The 9107-nt window shown below is 71.8% G+C and carries 6 protein-coding genes and 1 tRNA gene; 4 read left to right on the forward strand and 3 right to left on the reverse strand.

The genetic code is table 11. The features are described 5' to 3' along the window. Positions 1-86 precede the first annotated feature (86 nt). Complete coding sequence (locus ACFCY7_RS38340; protein ID WP_376490718.1) at positions 87-1607, reverse strand: MFS transporter; 1521 nt, start codon at positions 1605-1607, stop codon at positions 87-89. Positions 1608-1771: 164 nt separating this feature from the next. After that, positions 1772-2443, reverse strand: coding sequence for a TetR/AcrR family transcriptional regulator (locus tag ACFCY7_RS38345; RefSeq protein WP_376490713.1), 672 nt, complete (start codon positions 2441-2443; stop codon positions 1772-1774). A gap of 260 nt (positions 2444-2703) precedes the next feature. On the opposite strand from ACFCY7_RS38345, the gene ACFCY7_RS38350 reads away from it, so the two are divergent. After that, a complete protein-coding gene (locus tag ACFCY7_RS38350) occupies positions 2704-3975 on the forward strand; it encodes a M6 family metalloprotease domain-containing protein (RefSeq protein WP_376490714.1) in 1272 nt (423 codons plus the stop codon). Positions 3976-4166: 191 nt separating this feature from the next. Here the strand turns inward: ACFCY7_RS38350 and ACFCY7_RS38355 are convergent, their stop codons facing one another. Continuing rightward, a complete protein-coding gene (locus tag ACFCY7_RS38355; protein ID WP_376490715.1) occupies positions 4167-5774 on the reverse strand; it encodes a class I adenylate-forming enzyme family protein in 1608 nt (535 codons plus the stop codon). Between the two features lie 130 nt (positions 5775-5904). On the opposite strand from ACFCY7_RS38355, the gene ACFCY7_RS38360 reads away from it, so the two are divergent. From ACFCY7_RS38360 to ACFCY7_RS38370, 3 genes are all read left to right on the forward strand, one after another. After that, positions 5905-5977, forward strand: a tRNA-Arg gene (locus tag ACFCY7_RS38360). A 202-nt stretch (positions 5978-6179) separates the two neighbouring features. After that, complete coding sequence (locus ACFCY7_RS38365; RefSeq protein WP_376490716.1) at positions 6180-7640, forward strand: basic amino acid/polyamine antiporter; 1461 nt, start codon at positions 6180-6182, stop codon at positions 7638-7640. A gap of 148 nt (positions 7641-7788) precedes the next feature. Continuing rightward, the gene (locus ACFCY7_RS38370) at positions 7789-9051 is read left to right on the forward strand and encodes an arginine deiminase (protein ID WP_376490717.1); all 1263 of its coding nucleotides are present in this window, start codon (positions 7789-7791) and stop codon (positions 9049-9051) included. Positions 9052-9107: the final 56 nt, after the last annotated feature.

Consider the following 9107-nt stretch of genomic DNA (forward strand, 5'->3'; position numbering starts at 1 on the left):
CCGCTGTGGAAGCGATGCCGGGGCAGGCCCGTACGGGAACGCGGGAAAGAAGGGCGAAAGACGGACGAAAGACGGACCGAGGACCGTCAGTGGGCGACGACCGGGATCCGCACCTCGTCGTCCGCACCCTCACCGGACCCGGCGACGGGCCCGCCGCCCGGCTTCCCGGTGTTGATGAGCACGGCGGCGATGGTGGCCGAGACGACCAGGATGCCGACCGCCCACCAGATGGCCGCGGAGTAGCCCTCGACCATGCCCTGGAGCTGGACCAGCTTCTGCGCGGCCGGGGTGGTCGCGCCGGCCGCGTGGTCGGCCAGGTAGGCGGTGGTCGCCGAGGCGGCGATCGTGTTCAGCAGGGCCGTACCGATGGCGCCGCCGACCTGCTGCGAGGTGTTGACCATCGCGGAGGCCACACCGGCGTCCCGCGGGTCCACGCCGATCGTCGCGAGCGACATGGCCGGCATGAACGCCGTGCCCATGCCCAGACCCAGCAGCAGCTGAGCGGGCAGGATCAGACCGGCGTACGAGGTGCCGACCTCCAGCTGGGTGAGCAGCAGCATGCCGACGCCGGCGGTCAGGAAGCCGGGGGCCATCAGCAGGCGCGGCGGGACGCGGGTCATCAGCCGCGTACCGATCTGCGTCGAGCCGACGATCATGCCCACGATCATGGGCAGGAACGCGAAGCCCGTCTTGACCGGCGAGTACCCCTTCACGACCTGGAGGTAGTACGTCAGGAACAGGAACAGGCCGAACATCGCGATGACGGCGAGACCCAGCGACAGGTAGACACCGCCGCGGTTGCGGTTCGTGACCACGCGCAGCGGCAGCAGCGGGGACTTCACCAGGGACTCGGTGACGACGAACGCGACGAGCAGCACGGCGGAACCGATGAACAGGCCGATCGTGCCGGCGTCGCTCCAGCCCGCGGACTCGGCGCGCGTGAAGCCGTAGACGAGCGCGACCAGGCCGAGGGTGGACAGGATCACGCCGGGGATGTCGAGCGGCGAGCGGTTGCGGCCGCCGGCGGGCTCACGGACGACGAGGTACGCGCCGACGGCGGCGACGATCGCGAACGGGATGTTGACGAAGAAGGTCCAGCGCCAGTTCAGGTACTCGGTGAGGAAGCCGCCGAGGATCAGGCCCACGGCGCCGCCGCCACCGGCGATCGCGCCGTAGATGCCGAAGGCCTTCGCGCGCTCCTTGGCGTCGGTGAAGGTCACGGCGAGCAGCGAGAGGGCGGCCGGCGCGAGGAGCGCGCCGAAGGCGCCCTGGAGCGCGCGGGCGCCGAGCATCATGGCCTCGCCGGTCGCGGCACCGCCGAGGGCGGAGGCGGCCGCGAAGCCGATCAGGCCGGTGACGAAGGTGCGCTTGCGGCCCCACAGGTCGGCGATGCGTCCGCCGAAGAGGAGCAGACCGCCGAAGGCGAGGGCGTAGGCCGTGATGACCCACTGCCGGTTGCCGTCCGAGATCCCCAGGTCCTGCTGGGCGGAGGGCAGGGCGATGTTCACGATCGTCGCGTCGAGCACGACCATCAGCTGGGCGAGGGCGATGAAGATCAGGGCTTTCCAGCGGCCGGGGTCGGCCTGGATCGCGGCGGTCTCGGGCATTTTCGGCATGGGTGTAGCCACCTCTTGGCGCGTACTGGTGAAAACGGTCTGAAAAGTGCGGGTGACGTCAGGCAGGTGACGTCCGGCGGGTGACGTAAGTCGTCAGGTCAGGTCAGGTCAGGCCAGGCCAGCTCAGGCCAGGTCCCGGGGGACGGTCGCAGCGGTCACTGCGCCGGCGGCGCGCAGGAGTCGCGTCTCAGGTCCTCCAGGGTCGCGGCCTTGCCCGGCAGCTCGGAGCGGGCGGGTGCCTCCAGGCCGTCGAGGAACAGCTGCAGATGACGGCGGACGAACTGGTCGAAGGAGCCGCAGCCCGATCCGGGCAGCGGGCGGGTCAGCTGGGAGAGCGCCACCATGAGGTCGCCGACGCCCACGTCGGTGCGGAGCCGGCCGGCCTGCTGCGCCCGCTCGACGAGGCCCTGCACGGCCTCCTCCAGGCGGTCGCGCTCGGCGATCAGGTCGGGGTGGTCCTTGTCGAAGGCGCCGTCGAGCATCGGGCACAGGGCCCCCACGCGCTCGTCGGCGGCGCCGTGGCTGAAGCGACGGAGGGCGGCGAAGGTGTCGTCCTCCTCCTCGGCGGCCTTCTCGGCGATCTCGGTGACGCGGGCCATGAGCGAGAGGACGACCTCGTGGACGAGGTCGGCGCGCTCGGGGAAGTTCCGGTAGAGCGTGGCGTTCCCGACGCCGGCCCGGCGCGCGATCTCGTCGTACGGCACCTGGGAGCCGAACTCGACGAACATCTCGCGGGCGGCCGTCACGATCCGCTCGCGGTTGCGCAGGGCGTCGGCACGCGGCCGGGGTACGCGGCGGGCGGGCGCGGTGTCGGCTGTGCTGGTCACGCCTCGGCCTCCTCACACTCTTTCGAACCATCCGGGGAAGGATTCCCCACTTCGCTGAACACACGGTTAAACGGGGACCACGTCCCCGGTTATTTCCCGGCTTCGATGTGACCTGTGTCACAGACGCCCGCCGCCGCGGAATACCCACGATCGGATCACCCGACGCGCGCGCCGCCACCACCCGCCTCAGGCTGATCGCACGACGCGGACCCGCCGAGGGACCCGCGCCGCAGACCTGCCCCCACCGGAGAGGCGCCCGTATGCAGCACCCCCGCCGACGGATACGCAGACCCGTCGCCCTGGCAGCGATCACGGCCCTCTCCCTCACGCTGCTCGCCTCCGCGAGCACCACCCTCCCCGGCCCCGCCCCGGCGACGGCCGGCCCGGTCGCCGCCGCACCCGGCGGCGCCCAACTGGGACCGTGCCGCATCGCCACCACGATGGGCGTGCAGATGTCGGAAGGGCTGCCCACCGCCCCCGGATACGTCCGCTCCACGGGCCAGGTCAGGGCCCTCAACCTGATGATCGACTTCCCCGACGCCCCCGGGGACGGCACCGCGACCAGCCGCTTCGACGAGTTCTTCCCGCAGACCGCCGACTGGTTCCGCACCAGCTCGTACGGCCGCCTCCACTACCGGGCCGAGGTCCCCATACCCGACTGGCTGCGCATGCCCAAGGCGTTCTCCGCGTACGGGATCGAGCGCGGCTCACCGTACGAGCCCGGCTACCGCTCCCTCGTCGAGGACATCGTCAAGGCCGCCGACGCCCGGGTCGACTTCAGCGCCTACGACCTCGTCAACGTCCTGGTCACGCCCAACGCCGGCCCCTCCGCCCTCGACACCGTCCTGTCCGTCACCTTCTCCGGCAACGACGACGCCCCCTACGCCGACGGCGTCCCGCTCGCCAACACGTCCTTCGTCTACAGCCGCCAGGACGACGGCTCCGGCAGCTTCGCCGAGACCGGCTACCGCGTCCTCCCCCACGAGAACGGCCACGTCTTCGGCCTGCCCGACCTCTACACCTCGGACGGCGGCGGCACCGTCGGACACTGGGACATCATGTCCGAGGACTGGGGCGCCAACAACGACCTCCTCGGCTGGCACAAATGGAAGCTCGGCTGGCTCGACAACGACCAGGTCAGCTGCGCCTCGGGCACCGGCACCGGCGACTACACCCTCACCCCCCTCGCCGTCCCCGGCGGCCCCAAACTCGCCTTCGTCCCCCTCTCCGGCACCTCCGGCTACGCCGTCGAGGTCCGCAGCAAGGACGGCAACGACGAGGCCGTCTGCGAGCAGGGCGTCCTCGTCTACCGCGTCGAATCCGACGTCGACACCGGCCACGGCCCCGTCACCGTCTCCGACAGCGACCACGCCAGCGGCGGCTGCACCCGCCGCGCCAACGTCCACGCCGAACTCTCCGACGCCCCCTACCGTCCCGGCGAAACCTTCACCGACCGCACCAACGGCATCCGCATCACCGTCCTCGAAGAAGACCCCACCGGCGCCTACCGCGTCCGCATCACGCGGGACTGACGGGGCGACGCGGGAGGCACGGGACGGCCCGGGTCACCCGGGGGCACGACGGACAGCCGGGGCCACCTGGGGCCACCCGGACCCACGGGGGACAGTCCGGACCACCCGGACCCACGACGGACAGCCCGGGCCACCCGGGGCCCCGGACCCACGGGGGACAGTCCGGCATCAGGCGCCCTCGACGTCCGGCATCAGACGCCCTCGACGTCCGCCCTCAGCTGCCGCTTGAGGATCTTCCCGGTCGGGTTCCGCGGCAGCTCCCCCTCCCGTACGTGGATCCGGGCGGGCACCTTGAACGCGGCGAGGCGCGCCCCGACATGGGCGCGCAGCCGCTCCACGTCACGGTCCGCGCCACTGCGCAGCCGCACGACGGCCACGACCTCCTCCCCGAGCAGCGGGTGCGGGACACCGAGCACGGCGGCGTCGACGACGTCGGGGTGGTCGTGCAGCACGGCCTCGACCTCGACGCAGTAGACGTTCTCCCCGCCGCGGATCACCATGTCGGTGATCCGGTCGACGACACTGACGCGCCCGTCCTCGTCCACGCGCGCGAGGTCCCCGGTCCTGAACCACCCGCCCTCGGCGAACGCGGCCCGGGTGGCCTCCTCGTCACCCCAGTACCCGCGGATCAGGCACTGCCCCCGCAGCCACAACTCCCCGACGCCCTCCGCGTCCGGCCGGTCGATCCGCACCTCGGTCACCGGCGACGGCCGCCCGACGCTCCCCGGATGCACCCGATACTCCGCCCCCACGTTCGACAACACGCCACCGCACGTCTCCGTCAGCCCGTACCCGTTCCGCGGCTCGACCCGCTCCCCGTACCCCTCCGTGACCCCGGCGACGATCCCCGGCGGGGCGGCGGCACCCCCGGTGCTGAGCAGGGTGAGGGTCTCCAGCGCGTCACCCGTCTCGCGGGCGAGCGCCAGCAGCTGGAGCGCGGTGGTCGGCACGCCCGCGTAATGCGTGACGCCCTCCTTCCGGATCAGCTCCAGGGCGGCGGCGGCGTCCCACTTCCGCATCATCACCAACGTCCCGCCGGCCGCCATCACCGCGTAGAACGACGTGAAGGCGGCCACGTGGAAGAACGGGAACGTCGTCAACGACACCGGCGCCGGCGCCGCCCCGGGAACGTCCCCGCGCGCCAACGCCGCGGCCGCCGCGAAGTACCGCGGATTCATCGCCGCCCCGACGTGCGCCAGATGCGTGGCCACGGCCCCCTTGGGCCGCCCTGTCGTCCCGGAGGTGTAGATGATCGTCGCGTCCTGCTCGGGTGCCACCTCGACCATCGGCGGCCCGGCCAGCGGATCGTCGTCGACGACGTACGCGACGAACCCCTCCTCCGCCTCCCCCCGGAAAACGATCCCGGGCACCCCGTGCTCGCCGGCCCAGGCCCGCACCCGCCCGACCCGCTCCCCGTCGACCAGCAGCACCCCCGGCGCGCAGTCCCCGAGCGCGTACGCGAACTCCTCCTCGGTCCACCAGGCGTTCAGCGGTACGGCGACCAGCCCGGCGAGCTGCGCCGCCCAGAAAGCCACCTGCCACTCGGGCACGTTCCGCATGGCGATGACGGCCCGATCCCCCGGCCGCAGCCCGTACTCCCCGACGAACCTCCGCGCCAGCCCGCAAGCCGCGTCGAAGAACTCCCGATACGTGACCCGCTCGCCCTCGGCCACGAGGAACACCCGGTCCCCGTACCCCCAGACCGCCTCCACGAACTCCCGCAACGTCCGCGGCCCGTTCGCGTACACCCCGTCCACCACCTCGAACGGCGCCCCCTCCGCCGTCAGCCTCTCCACCACCACTCCACCCTCCTAAGCGCCCGCTCACCCACCCCGCGACGCTATGCACCCCCTCCCACCCGGTCAACCCCACCTCCCCCTCCACGCCACCCGCTACACTGACCCCGGCGACCAGACCCACTCGCCAGCCGCCTTCGTAGCTCAGGGGATAGAGCACCGCTCTCCTAAAGCGGGTGTCGCAGGTTCGAATCCTGCCGGGGGCACGGAAAGCGAAAGGGCACCTACCGATCTCGGTAGGTGCCCTTTGGCGTGCCCGGCCGGGGTCGCGGGGCGGGGAGGAGGGTGGGGTGGAATGGGGGATTAAATCGGGACAAAGGGGTGGGGGTGGATTAGATTCCGGGGAGGAGTGGGGGGGGTGGTGTGTGGAGTGGGCAGGGGGGTTGGGCGCGAGGCACGAGGTGGCGCATGGCGGATGTGGAGGCTGGGGTCGGGGCGAGGGAGGGTGGGGCGCCGCCGGCGGCGAAGCTGACGTTGTTGACGTTGACCGCGATGGTGGTCGGGTCGATGGTGGGGGCGGGGGTGTTCTCGCTGCCGCGGAGGTTCGCGCAGGAGACGGGCGTGGCGGGGGCGCTGATCGCGTGGGCGGTCGCGGGGGTGGGCATGCTGATGCTCGCGTTCGTGTTCCAGACGCTGGCGGTGCGGAGGCCGGACCTGGACGCGGGTGTCTACGCGTACGCGAAGGCGGGGTTCGGGGAGTACCTGGGGTTCTTCTCGGCGTTCGGGTACTGGGCGAGCGCCTGCGTGGGGAACGTGACCTACTGGGTGCTGATCATGTCGACGATCGGGGCGATCGCCCCGGCGCTGGGCGACGGGGACACGGCGCTCGCGATCGTGCTGTCGTCGGTGGGGCTGTGGGCGTTCTTCCTGCTGATCAGGCGGGGGGTCAAGGAGGCCGCGGCGATCAACCGGATCGTGACGGTCGCCAAGCTCGTGCCCATCCTCGTCTTCATCGTCCTGACGCTGTTCTACTTCGATCCGTCGGTGTTCGCGGACAACTTCGGCGGCGCCGACTACGCGGGCTCCCTGTTCAACCAGGTGCGCGGGACGATGCTGGCCACCGTGTTCGTCTTCCTGGGGGTGGAGGGCGCGAGCGTGTACTCGCGGCACGCGAAGCGGCGGGAGGACGTCGGGCGGGCGACGGTGCTGGGCTTCCTGAGCGTCTTCGCGATCTTCGCGTCGGTGACGATCGTGTCGTACGGGATCCTGCCGATGAGCGAGATCGCCGAGCTGCGGCAGCCGTCGATGGCGGGCGTCCTGGAGGCGGCCGTCGGCACCTGGGGCAAGGCGTTCGTCAGCGTCGGCCTGATCATCTCCGTCCTGGGCGCCTATCTCGCCTGGACGTTGATGGCGGCCGAGGTGCTGTTCGTCGCCGCCAAGGACAAGGACATGCCCCGGTTCCTGGGGCGGTCCAGCGGCGACGACGTGCCCGTTCCGGCGCTGCTGATGACGACCTCGCTCAGCCAGGTCGTCCTGGTCGTCACGGCCTTCTCCGACGACGCGTTCAACTTCGCGCTCGACCTGACGAGCGCGCTGAGCCTCATCCCGTTCCTGCTGGCCGCCGGCTTCGCGCTGAAGATCGCGCTGCGGCCGCGGCAGGAGGGCGCGGTGGGGCGGAGCACCCGGCGCGAGCTGGTCGTCGCCGCCGTCGCCACCCTCTACACGGCGTTCCTGCTCTACGCGGCCGGGCTGAAGTTCGTCCTCGTCTCCTTCATCCTCTACGCCCCCGCCACCTTCCTGTTCGTCAAAGCCCGGCGCGAACAGGACCGGCGGCTCTTCTCACCCGGCGAGGCCGTCCTCTGCGCGGTCTCGGTCGCCGGGGCGGCGGTCGGGGTGGTCGCGCTCGCGCTCGGCTGGATCGAGCTGTGACCGCGCGCCCGACCGATGCCCGGCCACGTCCGACCGATGCCCTGCCGCGCCCGGCCGGCCCGAACGAAGCCCGGCCGCGCCCCGCGCGCCCGACCGATGCCCGGTGCACCGCCGAACCGTCCCTCCATCCAGGAAAGGCAGCAGCACGATGACTTCTGACACCTCGACGGGCGCGCCCGTGCTCGGCGTCCACTCCGAGGTCGGGCGCCTGCGGAAGGTCCTGGTGTGCGCTCCGGGGCTCGCGCACCGGCGGTTGACCCCGACCAACTCCGACGACCTGCTGTTCGACGACGTGATGTGGGTGGAGAACGCGCAGCGGGACCACGCGGAGTTCGTCGCCGAGCTGACGCGGCGCGGGGTCGAGGTGGTCGAGCTGCACCGGCTGCTCGCGGACACGATGGCGATCCCCGAGGCCCGGGGGTGGCTCCTGGACCGGAAGATCGTCCCGAACGAGGTCGGGCTCGGGCTCGTCGACGGCACCCGGGCGTTCCTGGAGTCGCTGCCGCCGCGCGAGTTGGCGGAGTTCCTCATCGGCGGGCTGTCCACGGCGGACCTGCCGGACGAGTTCCGCTCCGGGTACGTGGCGTTGGCCCGGGAGGGCGTGGGGGCGCGCGAGTACCTGATGCCGCCGCTGCCGAACACGCTGTACACCCGTGACACGACGTGCTGGTTGTACGGGGGCGTGACCCTGAACCCGCTGTACTGGCCCGCCCGGCACGGCGAGACCCTCCTCATGAAGGCCGTGTACACCTTCCATCCCGATTTCAAGGACGCGGCGGTCTGGTGGGGCGACCCCGAACAGGACTGGGGGCAGGCGACGTTCGAGGGCGGCGACATCATGCCCGTCGGGAACGGCGTGGTGCTGATGGGGATGAGCGAGCGCACGTCGCGTCAGGCCATCACGCAGGTCGCCGCCGCGCTGTTCCGGAACGGTGCCGCCCGGCACGTGATCGTGGCCGGGATGCCGAAGCTGCGCTCGGCCATGCACCTGGACACCGTGTTCACCTTCGCGGACCGCGACATCGTGACGCTCTATCCGACGATCATGGACGCCGTCCACACCTTCTCGCTGCGGCCCGGCGACAAGGCGCCGGGGGTGGAGATCGTCGACGAGGGCGGCACCCCGTTCGTCGACGTCGTCGCCAAGGGGCTCGGGCTGCCGGCGCTGCGGGTGATCGAGACCGGCGGGGACGTCTACGCCTCCGAGCGCCAGCAGTGGGACAGCGGCAACAACGCCGTCGCCGTCGAACCCGGCGTGGTCTTCACGTACGACCGCAACACCCAGACCAACGCCCTGCTGCGCAAGGCGGGGGTGGAGGTCGTCACCATCGTCGGCGCCGAGCTCGGCCGGGGGCGCGGCGGCGGCCACTGCATGACGTGCCCGCTGATCCGGGACGCGGTCGACTTCTGAGCCCCGGACCCGCACCGCCGACGGGCCGCTGCCCCTCCGTCAGGACGGAGGGGCAG

The sequence above is a fragment of the Streptomyces sp. NPDC056361 genome, from assembly GCF_042262805.1.
Taxonomy (GTDB): Bacteria; Actinomycetota; Actinomycetes; order Streptomycetales; family Streptomycetaceae; genus Streptomyces.